Raw genomic sequence first — 15,998 nt, 5'->3', positions numbered from 1 at the left:
ATCCGCACAGGCGACAGCCGGTTGGATCGACGGATGCCCCGTGTCTCGGTCGTGATCCCCGTGCGGGACGATGCCGTGCACCTGCGCCGGTGCCTCGCCGCCCTCGCGGCCCAGACCCGGCCGGCCGACGAGGTCGTCGTGGTCGACAACGGCAGCACCGACGACAGCGCGGCGATCGCCCGGGACGCCGGTGCGGTCGTGCTGACGGAGCCGGTGCGCGGGATCGCCCGGGCCTCGGCGCGCGGCTACGACCGGGCGACCGGCGACGTCGTCGTGCGGCTCGACGCCGACTCCGTCCCACCGCCGTCCTGGATCGCCGACGCCGTCCGCCTGCTCGCCGACCCCGATGTCGTCGCGGTCACCGGTCCGGGCCGGCCCCGGGGCGGTGGCCCCGTGGTGCGCCGACTGTGGGACGCCGTGTACATGGGCCCGTACTTCGTGCTGATGCGGGGTGCGCTCGGACACCCACCGTTGTTCGGGTCTGCCATGGCGATGCGCCGGTCGACCTGGGCCGCGGTCGGCGGGCGAGCGCACCGGGACGACGCCGAGGTGCACGACGACGTCGACCTGAGTATGCAGCTCGACCCGGCCTGGCGGGTGGTGGCCGACCCCGTGCTCACGGTGCAGGTGTCCGCGCGACCGTTGTCGGGCCTCCCGTCCGTCTGGGTGCGGACGCGACGCGCCTTCCACACGTTCCGCGTGAACGGCCGGCGGGCGAACCCGGTGCGCCGGTGGGCACGACGGCTGCGGTCGCGGTCGCGGCGGTGGTGGCGCGGCCGCTGACGACGCCCTCGGTCAGCCGCTCACCGAGCGGCGGGTCGGGACCGCACGTGCGCCCGCTCGCCCTGCGGCCCGTACAGGCACAGCACCTCGGTGACCGAGTCGGTCACGTTGCCCATCCAGTGCGGTGTGTGGGTGTCGAACTCGGCGACCTCACCGGGACCCAGGTCGAGGTCGTGCTCCCCCAGCACCAGCCGGAGCCGTCCGGACAGCACGTAGAGCCACTCGTAGCCCTCGTGCGTCTTGAGCGACGGGTCCCCGCCCGGGGTGTTCGGCGGGAACAGCTGCTTGAACGAGCGCACCCCGCCGGTCCGCTTGGTCAGCGGCACGACCACGCGGCCGCCGTGCACCTCGGGCTTCATGTGCACGCGCGGGTCGCCGGTCTGCGGTGCGCCGACCAGGTCGTCGAGGGGCACCTGGTACGCCCGGGCGAGGGGCAGCAGCAGTTCCAGCGTGGGCTTCCGCTGCCCGGACTCGAGCCGCGACAGGGTGCTCACCGAGATCCCCGTCTGATCGGACAGTGCCGCGAGTGTGACGTCGCGGTGGGCGCGCAGCGCGCGCAGTCGGGGGCCGACCCCGTCGACGACGTCGGCCGTCGTGCGCGTGGCGGCCGCATCCCGGGTGCTGTGTCCCATGCCGGCCATGTTGCCACACCGGCAAAGTTCGTTGCTGTCTACTCATGACCGGCCGCATGATCAGCGCATGCCTGAACACTTCGACGTCATCGTCATCGGCGGCTCGGCCGCCGGCCTCTCCGCCGCCCTCATCCTCGGCCGTTCGCGGCGCTCGGTGCTCGTCGTCGACTCCGGCGAGCCGCGCAACGCCCCGGCGGCCGGCGCGCACAACTACCTCGGCCACGAGGGCGTCGCGCCCGCCGAGCTGATCCGCATCGGTCGCGCCGAGGTCGCCGCCTACGGCGTCCAGGTCACGGCCGGGAGGACCGTGGCCACGTCCGCCACGACCGGTGACGGCCACGACCCGGTCGGTTTCTCGGTCACGCTGGACTCCGGCGCGGTCGTCACGGCACGCAGACTGGTCGTCGCCTCCGGCGCCGTGGACGTCCTGCCCGAGGTCCCGGGCCTGGCCGAACAGTGGGGGCGCGGGGTCGTGCACTGCCCGTTCTGCCACGGGTGGGAGATCCGCGACCAGCGGATCGGGGTGCTCGTCACGACGCCGAACGCCGCACACCACGCGCTCATGTTCCGGGCGCTGAGTGATCGGGTCACCGCGTTCCTGACGGACCCGGCACTGATGGACAACACGACCCTGGCCGGTTTGGCCGCACGCGGCATCGCAGTCGTCGAGGGACCGGTCGCCGCCGTGGTCTCCGAGGGTGACCGGCTGACCGGGGTCCGGCTCGGCGACGGTTCCTTCGTCGAGCTCGATGCCCTGGCCACGGCGAGCCGGCCCGAGGCGCGGGTGGACTTCCTGTCCGGGCTCGGCCTCGCCGCCACCGACCAGTTCATGGGCGACCACCGCTTCGCGACCGCGCTGACCGTGGACGCCGCCGGGCAGACCGCGGTGCGCGGGGTCTACGCGGCCGGCAACGTGACGGCCCCGATGGCGACGGTCATCGCGTCGGCGGCTGCCGGCACCCAGACGGGCGCTGCGGTGCACGGCGACCTGGTGCAGGCCGACCTGGCCGCGGCGCTGGCCGGGGTCGGCGCTGTTTCGGGCACTGTTTCGGGCTGAGCGACAGTTCGCGGGGCCGGTCGCGCGTGCAGTGTCGGTGAGCGCGAACTCGGCGTGGTCAGTCGACGCGGTAGCCGGCCTGTGCAGCCAGCAGCGGCGCGAGCGTGTACAGCTGGTCGGCGCCGATCGTGGCCCCGCGGAACCCCTCGAGCCGCTCGACCCGATCGAGGTCCGCTCCACGCAGGTCCACGTGGTCGATGCGGGTGTTCGACCCCTCGGCGGCGCGGATGCTGCTGCCGTCGAACGACACCCGCAGCAGCTTCGCGTCGGCGATGTCGAGCTCGTCGATGACGCAGTCGCGGAACACCACGTCGGTGATCGTCGAGCCGCGCAGGTTCACGAACCCGAACTTCATGCCGACGAACTCGACGCCGTTCAACCCGGAGTCGTACAGTTCGGCCGAGCCGACCCGACCGCCGGAGACCCGGACCTCGCGCCACGAGCTGCTCGACGCCCGCAGGATCGGGGCGTCGAGCGAGTCGATGAGCGAGTCACGGACCCGGAGCCCACGGAAGTCCGCGTCGCCGCCCCGGAACGTGTCGATGACGCACTCCTCGATCTCCAGGTCGGGCAGCCGCTCGCCGGCCAGGTCGAGGACGTCGATGCGCTTGCCCTCGAGGCGGTCCCCGGTCAGGACGTCACCGGGAGCTGGCGTCCAGTCCTCGAGGTTCGTCGGTTCGGTCAGGGTGATGCGCGGGGCGTCGGTGCCGGAGGAGCGTGCCATGCCCCCAGTCTGGCGGTGACCGCCGACCCCGGGGGTCACCGCCGGGGTCGGGTGAGGACGCTGTCCAGCCGGTAGTCCTTCGCGGGGCCCCGCGCTTCCCACCGCACCGTCCAGCGGTCTTCGTCGCCGTCGAAGGCACCCGTGTAGTCGTCCGGAGCGCAGGCGTGGGCGACGCTCGTGCCCCAGACCCAGTCGTGGAAGACCCGACCGTCGGAGAAGTGCATGGTCCAGCCACCGTCGGGACCGCGCCGGAGGAGGAGAGTCCGGGACACCGGGGTGGACCGGCCGTCGAAGGTCATCACGCCGGACTCGTCCCAGCGAACCTCGTCGTCGCCGACCAGAGTCAAGGTGGTGGTCCCGGTGACGGTCCCCGCGGCCCCGGCACGGTGGTCGTGCACGGTGCGGTCGAGGTCCCACACCCCGAGCAGGTCCGTCGGCAGCAGCACCCGCCCACTCTACGTCCGGGTCAGCGAACCCCGCGGGGTGGCGGGTTCACGTCGTCCTCGTGCTGGACACTCCTGGGGATCAGGGCCCGGAGCCCCACGACGGCGGCACCGCCGACCGACGCTGCGAGGATGCCGAGCGCGATGCCGCCGGTCGAACCCTGGCCGTAGTTGGACCACGGCAGACCGGCTGCCCACTGCACCGCCGGTCCGACCACCAGCAGGGTGCCCGTCGGCGCCACCACGACGACGAACTTCCGCGCGCTGCTCCACTGGGGTCGCAACAGGGTGATCGCTCCCGTCAACGCCGCGATCGACGCCGCCCCGTAGACCCAGGACGAGCCGGACAGGCGCCAACCGTCGAACGCGAGCCAGTCCTGGACACCCTGCACGGTTCGCTCCCACGCGTGCGCCCGCTCCGTGCGCCCGGAGACGATGGGCAGCGGCCACCCGATGACGGCGAGTACCCCGGTCACCGCAGAGACGACGCCCAGGACCCGCGGCCAGAAGCGCGGTCCGACAGCGGGCTCGACGTCGAAGTCGGGGATGCTCAACCGCGCAGGGCCTCGGCCCGCGCGGCTCTGCGCTCGTCGTCGGTGATGACACCGCGGGCGTGCAGCTCGTCGAGTTCGAGGAGCCGCTGCTCCGGCGAGGTCCGCCGGGCACCGTGGGGGCGCCGACTGCGGACCACCGCGATGCACACGGCGGCGATGACCGCGACGACGACGAGCGCCATCAGCAGGGTCCAGACGAGGTCGTAGACCGGCGGGATCAGGGGGTTGTGCACTTCTTCGGAGGTGATCATCGTCCGCGCAGGGCCTCGGCTCGGGCGCTGCGGTGCTCCTCGTCGGAGATCACGCCGCGCGCGTGCAGGTCGTCGAGTTCGGCGAGGCGCTGTTCGAGCGGCTTGTCCGGTGCGAACGTACGGCTCTGCATCGCCTGGTACGCGATGTCCTCCTGCATGGTGAGGGGGTTCTGACCACGGTCGGCCATCCGCTTGCCCCGGTAGAGCGTCAGGATGACGATCGACAGGGTCGTGAGGATCGTCAGCGCCGCGACGACCCCGAACGCGATGCCGAACCAGCCGTCGAACAGGTCGGGCATCCCCGACTCCCCCGGCCCCTCGAGCTCACTGAACGCGGACCAATTGAGCACCATCGCACTCCCCCTTCTCACAACGACGAGCGAAGCGTAGCGCGAGACGGGGAACACGAGCGGGCGTTCCTTCCCAGAACGCCCGCAATGGAATGTGGAACCGGGCGTACCTGGTCAGAACTTCCGACCCGCTACGCCCGGAACCACCCGGTACGCCCGAAACCACCCGGTACGCCCGAAAGCACCCTGTACGCCCGGAACCACCCGGTACGCCCGAAAGCACCCGGTACACCCGGGACGACCAGGCAGCGCCCCCCGCCCCCGGCCAGCCCGAGCCCGCTCAACCGCGGAGCGGCCCCGACCCCGGAACGTTCGCACCGTCCGCGTACCCGGCCACGAGTGCACGCAACGCTTCTTCGGAGGTGTGTCGGGCCTCCCATCCGAGCACCGACCGGGCACGGTCGGTCCGCATGATCGGCACGCCGGCGGCGATGTCGATCCACCCGGCGTCCGTCGGCTGCAACCGCAGCCGCCACGTCACCGTCACGATCCCGCGCAGCAACCGCAGCGGGATCCGCACGGCACCGAGCATGCCGAAGGCCCGGGCCAGTCTCGGCGGGTTGAGCACGGGCGAGGCCGCGATGTTGAACGCCCCCGCTGCCCGTCGGTCGACCGCGCGCCAGTAGGCGTCGGCGACGTCGTCGGCGTGCACGGCCTGGAACACGAACGGGTACGGCAGCGGCAGCACGAGCCAGCGGATCCACCGCACGATCGACATGGGCACGAGGTGTCCGAGGAACAGCCCCCGGATCTCGGCGGCGGCGTCCCGCTGGAAGATCAGCCCCGGACGCAGCCGCGTGAGGGTCACGGAGGGGTGGTCGGCCTCGAACGCGTCCATCGCCGCTTCGTTGGCTGCCTTGTGGATCGAGTACGTCGCCGTCGGGATCCCGTCGGCGGGCCAGCTCTCGTCCACGGGGGTGTGCTTGCCGTCGACGTCCACCCCGCGGTACGCGCCGACCGAGGACGCCACGACGACCTGGGGCACCTCGGCGCGCGCGACGGCTGCCAGGACGTTCGCCGTCCCGGTCACGTTCGTGCGGTGCTGCGCCGGGATGTCGTGCGTCGGTTGGAGGGCCCACGCCAGGTGGACGACGGCATCGGCGCCCTGGAACACGGCCGTGAGCTGGTCCACGGCGTCCGCGGCCCCGACGTCGACGGCGTGCCAGACGGCAGCGGCGTACGGCTCGGCGCGCAGGTCCGGCAGCCGCCGGGCGACGCCGACGATCCGGACGCCAGCGGCGTCACCGTCGCCGTCGGCGCGCACGGCTGCGAGCCGACGGAGCACCGCCGTCCCGACGTTGCCGGTCGCGCCGACGACGACGATCCGCATCAGGCCGCGGCCATCGCGGGGTCGAGCACGACCTTGACGCAGTCGTCCTGCTTCTTCTGGAAGACCTCGTACATGTGCGGGGCCTCCTCGAGCGAGACGCGGTGGGTGGTCAGGTCGAGCGTGCCGAGCGGGTCCGACGGGTCGGAGACGAGCGGCATGATGTCGTCGATCCAGCGCTTCACGTTGCACTGGCCCTCGCGGATGGTGATCTGCTTGTCGAACAGCGTCATCATCGGCATCGGGTCGGCCATGCCGCCGTAGACACCGCTCAGCGAGACGGTGCCACCGCGGCGGACCAGGTCGATCGCCGCGTGCACGGCGGCCAGCCGGTCGACGCCGGCGGTCTCGATCGCCTTCTGCGCGAGCTTGTCGGGCAGCAGGCCGGCGGCGCGCTGTGCGAAGCCCGCCATCGGGTTGCCGTGGGCCTCCATGCCGACGGCGTCGACGACCCCGTCCGGGCCGCGGCCGTCGGTCAGGTCGACGAGCTCGGGCACCAGGTCCTTCGTCAGGTCGAACACCTCGGCGCCGTGCTTCGCCCCCAGGTCACGGCGGACCTGCTCGGGGTCGACGGCGAGCACGCGGTAGCCGAGGTGCTTGCCGATGCGGGCGGCGAACTGGCCGACCGGGCCGAGGCCGAGCACGGCGAGCGTGCCGCCCTCGGGGACCTGGGCGTACTGCACGGCCTGCCACGCGGTCGGCAGGATGTCGCTCAGGAACAGCCAGCGGTCGTCGGGGGTGCCGTCGTCCGGCACGACGATGGGGCCGTAGTCGGCGTGCGGCACACGCAGGTACTCGGCCTGGCCACCGGGGACCTGGCCGTACATCTTCGTGTAGCCGAACAGCGACGCACCGGTGCCGTACTCGGTGACCTGGGTGGTCTCGCACTGCGACTGCAGGCCGTGCTGGCACATCCAGCAGTGGCCGCAGGAGATGTTGAAGGGGATGACGACGCGGTCACCGACCTTCAGGTTCGTGACGCCGGACCCGACCTCTTCCACGATGCCCATCGGCTCGTGGCCGAGGACGTCGCCGCGGTCGATGTACGGGCCGAGCACGCGGTACAGGTGCAGGTCGGACCCGCAGATCGCCGTGGAGGTGATCCGCACGATCGCGTCGGTCGGCTCCTGGATGGTCGGGTCGGGGACGGTCTCGACGGACACCTTCTCGGTGCCCTGCCAGGTCAGTGCGCGCACGTCGCGTTCCTCTCGTGGTCGCTTCGAGCCGGCCTGGAGGCACGACTCGCGTTCCCCTCCTCGGTACGCGCCCGCCCCGTGGACGCTCCCAGCCCCGCGTCCCCCTCGCGCACGTCGGCGCGGGCGGGCGGCGGTGCGCTCGACGTCAGCCGAGGACGGCTGCGAGGACCCGCTCGTGCTCGTCGCGGTCACCAGGTCCGGCACTGCCCGCGAGCATGATGAGTGCCTTCCACAGCGCCCATCCCCGTGCGCGCGCCCACGTGTCGTCGTCCAGGTCGACCGACTGCCGGAACACCCGTCGCGCCGGGCCGTCCAGCATCGTCCACGCGAGCACGAGGTCGCACGCCGGGTCCCCCACGCCGCACGTGCCGAAGTCGATCACCGCGCACAGCCGCCCGGTGTCGTCGACCAGCAGGTTGCCCGGGGCGACGTCACCGTGGAACCAGACGGCCGGCGCGTCCCACCGGCTGGCGAGGGCCTCGGCCCAGACCGCTTCGCACGCGCCGCGGTCGACGACGGAGCGGCCGGCCCTGCCGCTGCCGAGCGTGTCGAGCGCCGCCCGCACCTCGGCGTCGTACACGGACGGGTGCTCCCCGCGGTGGAACGAGTGCGCACCGGCGGTGGGGCCGCCCGTCGCCGGGACGCTCCGGAGCTGCCGGAGCACGGCACCGACCTCGGCCGCGAAGCGCTCGTGGTCGAGGTCGTCGACCTGCACGGCCGGCACCCCGTCGAGCCACCGCCGCACCGACCACGGGAACGGGTACCCCTGGCCCGGTTCCCCGAGCGCCACGGGTTCCGGCACGGCGACGTCGAGCCGCCGGGCGAGGTACGGCAGGACGTCCTGCTCCTTCTCGACCGCGGGCACGTAGCCGGCCGCGCTCGGAAGTCGCACCGACAGGGCGTCTCCGAGCCGGTAGGTGCGGTTGTCCCAGCCCTGGTGGTCGACCTCGCGCACGGGCAGGTCGGCCCAGTCGGGGAACTGCTCCGCGACGAGTCGTTCGACGAGTCCGGCGTCGATCCGGGGCACCTCGGTGTGCATGCCCGCAGCATAGGCGTCGGACCCGACACGGCGGTGGGGCCGGTACACGACGGCGGCCTCCGGCGGGGCGGACCCGCACCGGGCCTCCCGGCCGTCGCCTCAGGCGGGTTCTGCCAGGGCGAGCAACGCGTCCCGCGCGACCGCGAGCGCCGTCAGCCCCGCAGCCGGTCGCGCTCCCCCGGCGGCAGGTGCTCGGTGGCCGTCCGGCGGGCGGCCGGGCTGAGGAACCGGCCGCTCTGCTCGAGGAACGCCACGAGCGCCGCCTCGGACGCTCGCTTCCCCGTCTCGCGCAGGACCAGCCCGAGTGCCGACTGCACCGTCTCGCTGCGCTCCCGCACCAGGCGCCCGGCGATCCCGAGTGGCAGCTCGGCGTCGCCCTGCTTCACGAACGCCAGGGTCGCCACGACCGCGATGCGGCGGACCATCGCGACGTCGGACTTCGCGAGCGCGAACAGCGGGCCGGTCGAAGCGCCCACCAACGGGGCGCCGACGAGTTCCTCGGCGGCCAGGTCGACGAGCACCGGGTCCTCGAACCGCTCGGCCTTCGCCGCGGACAGGTACTCGTCGGTGAGCTCCGGATCCGGGTGCGCCCGCATCGCCTGCACGAGCAGCAGGACGGCGACGAGCTTCGCGCCGTCGTCCTCGCTCCAGAGCAGCGCCGAACGCTCCCCCTCGTCGAGGTCGTGGAACTGTCGGGCGACCCGTCGGGCCGCGGCGACGTCGCCGGTGGTGCGGGCGAACGCCGCCAGCACGGCTTCCGCGTCGCGCCCTGCCGGCAGGCCCGTCACGCGACCTCCCCGTCGCTCGCGTCGTTCTGTGGTGCCCTCCGACGCCCGCGGCTGAGCACGATGACCGCGACGACCACCAGGAACGCCGCGAACAGCCAGGTGCCGGCCTGCGGGTCGACCAGGCGCGCCAGCAGGGCACCACCCGGCGAGCAGACGGCGGCGGTGATGCCGACCGTCAGCCCGACCCGCAGGTCGGCCGCGCGACGCCGCAGGTTCGCGACCGTCCCGGACACCGACGTCGGCACCATCGTGAGGAGCGACGTGCCCTTCGCCAGCAGGTCGCCGGCGCCGAGCACGACCTCGAGTCCCGGCACGATGACGACCCCGCCACCGACGCCGACGAGCCCGGACAGCACCCCCGACAACAGCCCGAGCAACAGCAGGACGATCGCCTCGACGACCCCGAAGTGCACCTCGCCGCCGCGGGTCGGCACCGTGGTGAACAGCGAGACGAGCACGACGGCGATGAACCCGACGAAGATCCACGGCAGCACGCGGAGCGGCAGGGCACGGAGCAGCCGGGCACCGATCGGCGCGCCGATGACGCTGCCGACCGCCAGGGTCAGGGCCGCGAGCCAGTGCACCTCGCCCTGCACGGCGTAGGTGACCGCACCGACGACGGCCGCGGGGGCGATCGCCACGAGCGAGGTGGCCGAGGCCCGACGCTGGTCCATCTGCGCGAAGGCCATGAGCGCCGGCACCACGACGACCCCGCCGCCGACGCCGAACAGCCCGGACAGGACCCCAGCCAGGACCCCGATCGCCACCAACACGAGCACCGTTCCGCCGCGTTTCCTCATCACCGCAAGGCTAGACGCGCTCGACGCCGCTCCCTCGCACGGTGCGGGGTCGCCCGCGCTCGGAGTGCAGGAACGGTCGGCTTCCCGAGGGCGATCCGACCATTCCTGCTCACGAAGCGAACGTCAGCTCGCGAAGCGCTGCGTGGCCTCGCGGATGGTCTCGGCGTGCGGACGGACACGGTGCTCCGGCGTGGCGTCAGGAGCAGTAGTCGGCCACCGGCTCGCTCGTGCCGGCCACGAAGACGGTCACCACGCGGTCGCTCCCCTCGCCGAACTGGAAGACGATGTACCGCTCGCCGGACCGAGCTGCCCAGAACGTGTCACGGGTACCACCCGCCGCGTCCGTCCGTGTCTGGACCAGGTCCGGGTAGGCGCTCCTGACCTCGGCGAGGGTGCTGCCCAGACCGACCCCCTCGAGCGTCTTCGGGCCGACCTGCTGTCCTGGTGCGGCATCTTGCCCCTGCTGGATGACGACCGTACCGACCGTGCCGCCGGCGACGACCTCGACGACGCGCTCGCCGCCGGGTCCGTCCCAGATCCGGGAGTTCGTGTTCGGGCAACCGAACGGGTAGATCACGGTCCCCGTGTCGTCGATCAGGGGCGGCGCAGGCGAGAACGCCGCCCGCAGTGCGGCGTCGTCGGACCCGGCGGGGCTGCCGAGCGTCGCCGGCCCGACGGCATCCACAGAGATCGTCCACGTCGACCAGTCCGTCGCCGAGTACGGCGGGGCGGTCGGCGTGGGCGTGGGCGTGGGCGTCGGTTCACCGACGACCGGCGCCGACGACGGCGTGACGGTCTGGCTCGGCTGGCTGGTGGCGCTCGGCGTGGGCTCGGGCTCGGTGGACGACGTCGGGATGAGCCCGAGCGCGACGCCACCACCCGCCGTACCCACGGCGAGCAGGGCGATGACGGTGATGACGATGCCGGTGCGACGTCCACGGCGCTTCCGCGGTTCGGCCCGCTCGAGCACGTTCTGCTTCATCGAGACGAGCATGCGCTGCAGGTCGTCTCCGATCGGGGGCTCGGAGTTCATCGCTGCACCTCCTTCGTCGCTCGGGACCCACGCCGTGGCGTGGGTCCTTGCGGGCGGAGTCCGAGGTGCTGTGCGGCTTCCGACCACGTCCGCCCCTCGACGAGACAGAGCTCGACGAGTCGTCGGTCGGTCTCGGGCAGGGCGAGCAGGTCGTCCTCGACCCAGCGCAACGGCGAAGCGCCGCCGCTGTCGACGGCACCACTCGTCCGGGCGTGTGACCGGCAGACGGCCAGGAGCCACGGCAGTAGCAGACCGGTGGGCAGGTACAGGCCGTCGGCGTGCTGCCAGAGCGACAGGAACGACTCCTGCACGACGCGTTCGACGTCGGTCGGCGTCGCGGAGACCGCCCACGCGTAGCGCGTCAGCACCGGGGCGAACCGGTCGAACGCGGTCGCCAGTGCGGTACGGTCCCCGGCGACCATCTGGCGCACGAGGCGTGAGTCGTCGATCGTCACAACACTCCCTTCACTTCAGGAGTGTCGCGAGATCGGCCATCCTGACAGCCGAAGCGCCCGGTTCGGCCGCATCACCGGAAGTGCAACACCGAGAGCGGGTCGATGAGCGAGCCGGCCTGGCGCACCTCGACGTGCACGTGGGGCCCGGTGGACTGCCCGGTGTTGCCGGACTTGCCCACCTCGTTGCCCTTCGACACGATCTGCCCCTTCTTCACTCCGATCTTGCTGAGGTGCGCGGTGAGGACGGTGGTGTTGCCGTACGTGACGACGACGTAGTTGCCGTAGGACGCGTGGTTCGCGACGGTGGTGGTGACCGTCCCGGTACCCGAGGCGTACACGGGCGTACCGATCCCCACGGACGAGTCGGTGCCCTGGTGGTAGCGCGGGACGTGTCCGACGCCACGGTCGTCACCGTACCGGCCGGAGATCTTGGTGCTGGCGACCGGCCACAGCAGCCCGGTCACGGGCCGGGTCGACCACGCCCGGGTGTCGGACTTGCCGTAGAGCACGACGTTGCCGTCGACCTGCACGAGGAGCCGTCCGCCGCCGGCACGGCTCGTGGCGCTCGACCAGAGCCACTTGTTCGCGGCCGAGTAGACGGCGAAGTTGCCGTCGGCCTGCACCGAGGCGTAGGCCCCGACGTTCCCGGCGGTCTTCGTCGCCCAGACCTGCTTGCCGTTGACGACCTGCGCGAGCACGCCGTCGGCGCGCATGGTGAGGGTCCGGGCGTTCGTGGAGTCGGACCGCAGGACCGTCCCCGGCAGGATGAGGTTCCCCGCGGCGACGCTGTCCTGGTACGTGGGGAACTCGACGACGCTCTTGTTGGCGGTGTTGATCATGCGCATCGTGCCGTCCGGCCGGACCCCGAAGTTCCGGCCGACGTGCCCGGCGCCGCCCCACAGCGCGATCCGCACGTTGTTGTGCACGATGGCGAGCGTGCCGTTCGCCCGGATCTGCGCGAAGGCCCCGGACTTGCCGGACGTGTTCGACGCCCAGAGCACCTTGCGACCGATGCCGTACTCGACGAGGTTGCCGTCGCCCTGCATGACGAGCTGGAACTGCCCGTTGTTCGAGGTCACCGAGTCGCCCGGCCAGAGCGTCTTGCCCGCGGCGACGGTGCCCGTGTAGACGATCGGGGCGGCGGCGGCCGGGGTGGCGGTGCTCACGAGCCCCGTCGCGACGGCGGCGAGCGCGACGAGCGCTGCGACGACCCGAGCGCGGACTGGGCGGAGGCGAGCCGAAGACGACGAAGTGCGGCGCATGAGTTCCCTGAGCTGGGACCGCAGGGAGGCGGTCCGGGTGGCGGACGCGCCCCTGCGCGACCGTTCGGCGGCACGTCGGTTACGCGCCGCCGAACGATGGTCACCTTTTCCGGGGGGAGAAACAACCCCCTTGACGCGGTGGGGCAACCCCAGTTCCGGGGGTACGCGACGGGGCACGAGCAGGAGGGCGGCAGGCTGCGGCAGCTGTCATCCGGTGCCGGGACGCCCGGAGCGCGCAAGATGGTGTCATGCCGACGCTCAACCCCGCCTTCGTCCCGCCCGCAGCGCAGACCACCCGTCCGGACCTGCAGGGGACGTTCGGGATGGCGGCCTCGACGCACTGGATCGCGACGGCGACCGCCCAGTCGGTGCTCGAGCGCGGCGGCAACGCCTTCGACGCGGCCGTTGCCGGGGCCTTCGTCCTGCAGGTCGTGGAGCCCCACCTGAACGGCCCCGGCGGTGACCTGACAGCGGTCTTCGCGACGGCCGCGAACCCCGTGCCGACGGTGCTGGTCGGTCAGGGCCCCGCGCCCGAGGGCGCGACCCCGGAGCACTACCGCGCCGAGGGCCTCGACCTGGTCCCCGGCTCCGGCGCGCTGGCCGCCACCGTCCCCGGCGCGGTGGACGCCTGGCTGCTCCTGCTCCGAGACCACGGCACCTGGGAACTGGCCGACGTCCTCGCCCCCGCGGTCGGGTACGCCCGCGACGGCCACCCGGTCGCACCCGCGGTGATCCGGACGATCACCGCCGTGCGCGAGCTGTTCGAGCAGCACTGGCCCACCTCCGCCACCCAGTGGCTGCCGGGAGGCACGGTGCCGGTCCCGGGGGACCTGGTGCGCAACGAGGCACTCGCTGCGGTGCTCGACCGGCTGGTCGAGGCCGGTGCCGGTGCCGGCAGCCGGACCGGCCGCATCGATGCGGCCCGGTCCGAGTGGGCGGAGGGGTTCGTCGCCGAGGCGATCGACCGGTTCGTCCGCGAACCGCACCGGCACGCCTCGGGCACCGACCACGCCGGTGTCATCCGGGCGTCCGACCTGGCGGCGTTCCGCGCGACGTACGAACCCGCGACGACCGCCGAGTTCCGCGGTTGCACGATCGCCAAGACCGGGCCGTGGGGCCAGGGGCCGGCGCTGCTCCAGACCCTGCGGCTGCTGGAACCGCTCGACGACGCCCTGCTCGACCCGTCGACCGAGCTCGGTGCGCACACGATCGTCGAGGCGCAGAAGCTCGCCCTCGCCGACCGTGAGGCGTTCTACGGCGACGGCGAGGTCCCGATGGACGTCCTGCTCTCCGACGCCTACGCCGACGAGCGCCGTGCGCTGATCGGCGAGCGGGCCTCGGCGGAGCTCCGACCCGGCACGATCGCCGGGGTCGAGCACACGCTGCCGCCGGTCCGGACCTCGTACGACTCCGCCGGTTCGGTCGGGGTGGGCGAACCGACCGTGCAGGTCGCCCGCGACACCGAAGCCGACACCGAGGTCCCGCCGGCCGCTCCGCTCGAGGACCGCGGTGAGCCGTTCGTGACCGCCGACGGCGAGACCCGCGGCGACACGTGCCACATCGACGTCGTGGACCGCTGGGGCAACATCGTCAGCGCGACCCCTTCCGGCGGATGGCTGCAGTCGTCGCCGACGATCCCCGAGCTCGGGTTCTGTCTCGGCACCCGCCTGCAGATGACGTGGCTCGAACCGGGCACGGCCTCGACCCTGCGCCCCGGCGAGCGCCCCCGCACCACGCTGACCCCGACCCTGGTGCTCCGCGACGGTCAGCCGGTCGCCGCGCTCGGTTCCCCCGGTGGTGACCAGCAGGACCAGTGGCAGCTGCTGTTCCTGCTGCGCTGGATCGTGGGCGGGTACTCGCCGCAGCAGGCCATCGACGCACCCGCGCTGCACACCACGTCGTTCCCGGGGTCGTTCTGGCCGCGCACGTGGGAGCCCGCGGGCCTGGTCGTCGAGGACCGCCTGGGAGACGAGGTCATCGCGGCACTCGCGGCCCGCGGACACGTCGTGACCCGCGGCGGTGACTGGAGCCTGGGCCGACTGTCGTGCGTCACCCGCGACCCGGACACCGGGATCCTCGGTGCCGCCGCGAACCCGCGGGGCGCGCAGGGTTACGCCGCGGGACGCTGACCGCGCGCGTTCCTTCCCAGAACGCCCGCGCTACAAAGTGGAATCGGGCGTACCTGGTCAGAACTCCCGACCAGGTACGCCCGATTCGACCAGGTACTCCCGCGCCTCAGAGCGTCGGGACGACCACCGCGCGACCCGAGAGCTCCCCGGCCTCGAGCTTCCGGTACGCCTCCAGTGCGTCGGACAGCGCGTACCGCTCGACGTCGGGGACGATCTGCCCGGCGCGGTACATCGCGACGACCTCGTGCAGGTCCTCGATCGTGCCCCAGTAGGTGTTCGTGATGGTCGACTCGTACGGCGTCGCGAAGAAGTTCCACTCGGTGGTGCCACCGGCGATCCCGACGACGGTGAACCGCCCGCCGACCGCCATCGATGCCTGCGCGACCTTGATCGTGGGGGTGGCACCGACGAAGTCGAAGGCCGCGTCGACGCCGCGTCCGCCGGTGATCTCGCGGATGCGCTCGGCCTGGTCCGGGCCGCCGGGGACGGTGATCGCGCCGCGGGCGGCAGCGCGGTCCATCGCGTCCTGCTTCATGTCGGTCGCGATGACCGTGGCACCGGTGAGCGCCGTCAGGATCTGCACGGCGATCTGCCCGAGGCCACCGAGCCCGACGACGAGCGCGAAGCGACCGCCCCCGGCCAGGTTCGGCAGGGAGTTCTTGATCGCGTGGTACGGCGTGAGCGCGGCGTCGCTGAGCGGTGCGGCGGCGATCGGGTCGGCGTCACCGAGCGGCACGAGGTTCCGCGCCGGGACGCTGACGTACTCCGCCATGCCGCCGTCACGGCCGAGGCCGATGCCCATGTACGGGTTCGTCGCGGCGTTCTCGCAGTAGGTGTCCTGCCCCTTCGAGCAGTACGAGCAGTGCCCGCAGCCGACCGGCCCGTACACCAGGTAGGCATCACCCTCGGCGAAGCCGGTGACCCCGTCGCCGACGGCCTCGACCCAGCCGGAGTTCTCGTGGCCGAGCACGAACGCGGGGGCCTGGGCTCCCGGCTGCCCCTGCTGGAACTCGCGGTACACGGCGACGTCGGAGTGGCAGGCACCGGCGCCGGCGACCTTGAGCAGGACCTCACCCGGCCCGGGTGCGGGCTTCGGGACCTCGGTCAGGGACGGGAAGGTCTGGTACTGCTCGAACACGACGGCGCGCATGGGTTCTCCTTGTTGTGGACGACGG

At 72.7% G+C, this 15,998-nt stretch carries 18 protein-coding genes; 3 read left to right on the top strand and 15 right to left on the bottom strand.

What is annotated here, in order from left to right; all coding sequences use genetic code 11:
* The first annotated feature begins 33 nt into the window (after positions 1–33).
* Positions 34–783, top strand: a complete 750-nt coding sequence (locus tag DEJ30_RS00770; RefSeq protein ID WP_110858620.1) for a glycosyltransferase family 2 protein — start codon at positions 34–36, stop codon at positions 781–783.
* Positions 784–803: 20 nt separating this feature from the next.
* Here the strand turns inward: DEJ30_RS00770 and DEJ30_RS00765 are convergent, their stop codons facing one another.
* Positions 804–1,424, bottom strand: coding sequence for a helix-turn-helix domain-containing protein (locus tag DEJ30_RS00765; RefSeq protein WP_110858619.1), 621 nt, complete (start codon positions 1,422–1,424; stop codon positions 804–806).
* 58 nt (positions 1,425–1,482) lie between these two features.
* Between DEJ30_RS00765 and DEJ30_RS00760 the strand changes: the two genes are divergently transcribed.
* Positions 1,483–2,472: an NAD(P)/FAD-dependent oxidoreductase gene (locus tag DEJ30_RS00760; protein ID WP_110858618.1), complete on the top strand. Its 990-nt coding sequence runs from the start codon at positions 1,483–1,485 to the stop codon at positions 2,470–2,472.
* 58 nt (positions 2,473–2,530) lie between these two features.
* Here the strand turns inward: DEJ30_RS00760 and DEJ30_RS00755 are convergent, their stop codons facing one another.
* From DEJ30_RS00755 to DEJ30_RS00695, 13 genes are all read right to left on the bottom strand, one after another.
* Complete coding sequence (locus tag DEJ30_RS00755) at positions 2,531–3,196, bottom strand: pentapeptide repeat-containing protein (RefSeq protein ID WP_110858617.1); 666 nt, start codon at positions 3,194–3,196, stop codon at positions 2,531–2,533.
* A gap of 35 nt (positions 3,197–3,231) precedes the next feature.
* Entirely contained in the window at positions 3,232–3,642 is a 411-nt protein-coding gene (locus DEJ30_RS00750) for a DUF6314 family protein (RefSeq protein ID WP_110858616.1), read from the bottom strand.
* 20 nt (positions 3,643–3,662) lie between these two features.
* Positions 3,663–4,193, bottom strand: a complete 531-nt coding sequence (locus DEJ30_RS00745; RefSeq protein ID WP_110858615.1) for a hypothetical protein — start codon at positions 4,191–4,193, stop codon at positions 3,663–3,665.
* Positions 4,190–4,444: a hypothetical protein gene (locus DEJ30_RS00740; protein WP_110858614.1), complete on the bottom strand. Its 255-nt coding sequence runs from the start codon at positions 4,442–4,444 to the stop codon at positions 4,190–4,192. Before DEJ30_RS00740 ends, DEJ30_RS00745 begins: the two co-directional genes overlap by 4 nt.
* Positions 4,441–4,797 carry an SHOCT domain-containing protein gene (locus DEJ30_RS00735; protein WP_110858613.1) on the bottom strand — a complete coding sequence of 119 codons (357 nt, stop codon included), beginning with the start codon at positions 4,795–4,797 and terminating at the stop codon, positions 4,441–4,443. The genes DEJ30_RS00740 and DEJ30_RS00735 overlap by 4 nt, the downstream gene beginning before the upstream one ends.
* A 277-nt stretch (positions 4,798–5,074) precedes the next feature.
* The gene (locus tag DEJ30_RS00730; protein ID WP_110858612.1) at positions 5,075–6,124 is read right to left on the bottom strand and encodes an NAD-dependent epimerase/dehydratase family protein; all 1,050 of its coding nucleotides are present in this window, start codon (positions 6,122–6,124) and stop codon (positions 5,075–5,077) included.
* Entirely contained in the window at positions 6,124–7,317 is a 1,194-nt protein-coding gene (locus DEJ30_RS00725) for a zinc-dependent alcohol dehydrogenase (protein ID WP_110858611.1), read from the bottom strand. The genes DEJ30_RS00730 and DEJ30_RS00725 overlap by 1 nt, the downstream gene beginning before the upstream one ends.
* A 145-nt stretch (positions 7,318–7,462) precedes the next feature.
* A complete protein-coding gene (locus tag DEJ30_RS00720) occupies positions 7,463–8,356 on the bottom strand; it encodes an aminoglycoside phosphotransferase family protein (RefSeq protein WP_110858610.1) in 894 nt (297 codons plus the stop codon).
* A 152-nt stretch (positions 8,357–8,508) separates the two neighbouring features.
* Entirely contained in the window at positions 8,509–9,144 is a 636-nt protein-coding gene (locus DEJ30_RS17985) for a DNA alkylation repair protein (protein WP_181419933.1), read from the bottom strand.
* Positions 9,141–9,944, bottom strand: a complete 804-nt coding sequence (locus DEJ30_RS00710) for a sulfite exporter TauE/SafE family protein (RefSeq protein ID WP_110858609.1) — start codon at positions 9,942–9,944, stop codon at positions 9,141–9,143. The genes DEJ30_RS17985 and DEJ30_RS00710 overlap by 4 nt, the downstream gene beginning before the upstream one ends.
* 196 nt (positions 9,945–10,140) lie before the next feature.
* A complete protein-coding gene (locus tag DEJ30_RS00705; RefSeq protein ID WP_110858608.1) occupies positions 10,141–10,977 on the bottom strand; it encodes a hypothetical protein in 837 nt (278 codons plus the stop codon).
* On the bottom strand, positions 10,974–11,432 hold the full coding sequence (locus DEJ30_RS00700) for an RNA polymerase sigma factor (protein WP_110858607.1): 459 nt from the start codon (positions 11,430–11,432) through the stop codon (positions 10,974–10,976). Before DEJ30_RS00700 ends, DEJ30_RS00705 begins: the two co-directional genes overlap by 4 nt.
* A gap of 71 nt (positions 11,433–11,503) precedes the next feature.
* A complete protein-coding gene (locus DEJ30_RS00695; RefSeq protein ID WP_110858606.1) occupies positions 11,504–12,694 on the bottom strand; it encodes a peptidoglycan DD-metalloendopeptidase family protein in 1,191 nt (396 codons plus the stop codon).
* Positions 12,695–12,942: 248 nt separating this feature from the next.
* On the opposite strand from DEJ30_RS00695, the gene DEJ30_RS00690 reads away from it, so the two are divergent.
* Complete coding sequence (locus DEJ30_RS00690) at positions 12,943–14,823, top strand: gamma-glutamyltransferase family protein (RefSeq protein ID WP_110858605.1); 1,881 nt, start codon at positions 12,943–12,945, stop codon at positions 14,821–14,823.
* A gap of 106 nt (positions 14,824–14,929) precedes the next feature.
* Here the strand turns inward: DEJ30_RS00690 and DEJ30_RS00685 are convergent, their stop codons facing one another.
* Positions 14,930–15,973, bottom strand: a complete 1,044-nt coding sequence (locus DEJ30_RS00685) for an NAD(P)-dependent alcohol dehydrogenase (protein ID WP_071245854.1) — start codon at positions 15,971–15,973, stop codon at positions 14,930–14,932.
* Positions 15,974–15,998: the final 25 nt, after the last annotated feature.

The organism is Curtobacterium sp. MCPF17_003, from assembly GCF_003224385.1.
Classification (GTDB): domain Bacteria; phylum Actinomycetota; class Actinomycetes; order Actinomycetales; family Microbacteriaceae; genus Curtobacterium; species Curtobacterium flaccumfaciens.
Note: the sequence above shows the minus strand (reverse complement) of the source record. Positions and strands in the feature narration are given on the sequence as shown.

What these genes read in the sequence shown, in the direction of transcription:
- DEJ30_RS00760 (WP_110858618.1), top strand. Translation starts at nt 1,483, where the DNA reads ATGCCTGAACACTTCGACGTCATCGTCATCGGCGGCTCGGCCGCCGGC.
- DEJ30_RS00755 (WP_110858617.1), bottom strand. Translation starts at nt 3,196, where the DNA reads ATGGCACGCTCCTCCGGCACCGACGCCCCGCGCATCACCCTGACCGAA.
- DEJ30_RS00735 (WP_110858613.1), bottom strand. Translation starts at nt 4,797, where the DNA reads ATGGTGCTCAATTGGTCCGCGTTCAGTGAGCTCGAGGGGCCGGGGGAG.
- DEJ30_RS00685 (WP_071245854.1), bottom strand. Translation starts at nt 15,973, where the DNA reads ATGCGCGCCGTCGTGTTCGAGCAGTACCAGACCTTCCCGTCCCTGACC.
- DEJ30_RS00710 (WP_110858609.1), bottom strand. Translation starts at nt 9,944, where the DNA reads ATGAGGAAACGCGGCGGAACGGTGCTCGTGTTGGTGGCGATCGGGGTC.
- DEJ30_RS00765 (WP_110858619.1), bottom strand. Translation starts at nt 1,424, where the DNA reads ATGGCCGGCATGGGACACAGCACCCGGGATGCGGCCGCCACGCGCACG.
- DEJ30_RS00770 (WP_110858620.1), top strand. Translation starts at nt 34, where the DNA reads ATGCCCCGTGTCTCGGTCGTGATCCCCGTGCGGGACGATGCCGTGCAC.
- DEJ30_RS00695 (WP_110858606.1), bottom strand. Translation starts at nt 12,694, where the DNA reads ATGCGCCGCACTTCGTCGTCTTCGGCTCGCCTCCGCCCAGTCCGCGCT.
- DEJ30_RS00720 (WP_110858610.1), bottom strand. Translation starts at nt 8,356, where the DNA reads ATGCACACCGAGGTGCCCCGGATCGACGCCGGACTCGTCGAACGACTC.
- DEJ30_RS00740 (WP_110858614.1), bottom strand. Translation starts at nt 4,444, where the DNA reads ATGATCACCTCCGAAGAAGTGCACAACCCCCTGATCCCGCCGGTCTAC.
- DEJ30_RS00705 (WP_110858608.1), bottom strand. Translation starts at nt 10,977, where the DNA reads ATGAACTCCGAGCCCCCGATCGGAGACGACCTGCAGCGCATGCTCGTC.
- DEJ30_RS00730 (WP_110858612.1), bottom strand. Translation starts at nt 6,124, where the DNA reads ATGCGGATCGTCGTCGTCGGCGCGACCGGCAACGTCGGGACGGCGGTG.
- DEJ30_RS00690 (WP_110858605.1), top strand. Translation starts at nt 12,943, where the DNA reads ATGCCGACGCTCAACCCCGCCTTCGTCCCGCCCGCAGCGCAGACCACC.